The sequence below is a fragment of the Flavobacterium macrobrachii genome (assembly GCF_014486675.1).
GTDB classification, from domain to species: domain Bacteria; phylum Bacteroidota; class Bacteroidia; order Flavobacteriales; family Flavobacteriaceae; genus Flavobacterium; species Flavobacterium macrobrachii.
Genome location: NZ_JACTAC010000167.1, coordinates 1 through 933, shown reverse-complemented (window position 1 = coordinate 933; position 933 = coordinate 1). Strand labels below are relative to the sequence as shown.

Below are 933 nucleotides of genomic sequence, written 5' to 3'. Positions count from 1 at the left end.
GGATGGGTAGCGTGGAGCGTGCCTCTAATTGAAATTACACTCGCTCTTCTTTTAATGAATCGGCGAACACAGTTTTTAGCTTTAATAGGTTCGTTTCTTTTAATGGTGATGTTCACGGCTTACATCTTCATTATACTTCAATTTAGTGAATATATACCCTGTTCTTGTGGCGGTATATTAGAAAAAATGAATTGGACAGAACATCTCTATTTTAATCTCTTTTTCTGTTGCCTATCCGCTTTTGCAATTATACTAACGGAGATTGAAAAGTATTCATTTATCAAAATCGCTACAATTAATTTTAAAATTCTGTTGCTAGCAATAAGTAGTAGTGTAGCAATTATTACTGTTGTACTTCTATTCCTAAAATCGGAGCAACTTATTCATCAAGAAAACAATTTTGTTCGCAGATATCCACCTCATCTTTATAATAAAAAACAGCAAATCAATCTAAACTACGTTGGTCATTATTTTGCTGGGAGTAATCATAAAAGTTTTTATCTAGGTAATTATAGCGCTCCTCTAACGGTAATGGAAATAGACTTCGATTTAAAAAAAATGAAGCAATATAAAATTAAACTTGATGATTATTCGTTACCCTATCGTGCAGCACAAGTTCGTGTTCTAGACACAACTTTTTATCTCTCAGATGGAACAGTGCCTTGTTTGTTCAAAGGAATGATTACGACTTGGAATGCAAATCGAATTCCTATTAATGCTCAACGATTTTCATCTTTTGAACCTATTGATGACACACTTGCAGTAATCCGAAGTAGAAAACAAAGTAACAATGAGAGTACTCTTGGAATACTAAAACACTCCTACGATAAAAACAACATACGTTGGAATAATTCTCTTTTGCAAAAGCAAATCGATGGTGTCTTTGACTCTGATGGTATACTAGATTACAATCCTAGCCTTCAAAAAATAATA

Annotated in this window: 1 protein-coding gene; it reads left to right on the top strand. The window is 33.1% G+C overall.

What is annotated here, in order from left to right; genetic code table 11:
* The coding region (locus IAI56_RS15765) for a MauE/DoxX family redox-associated membrane protein (RefSeq protein WP_342354548.1) at positions 1 to 933 on the top strand (933 nt) is incomplete at both ends.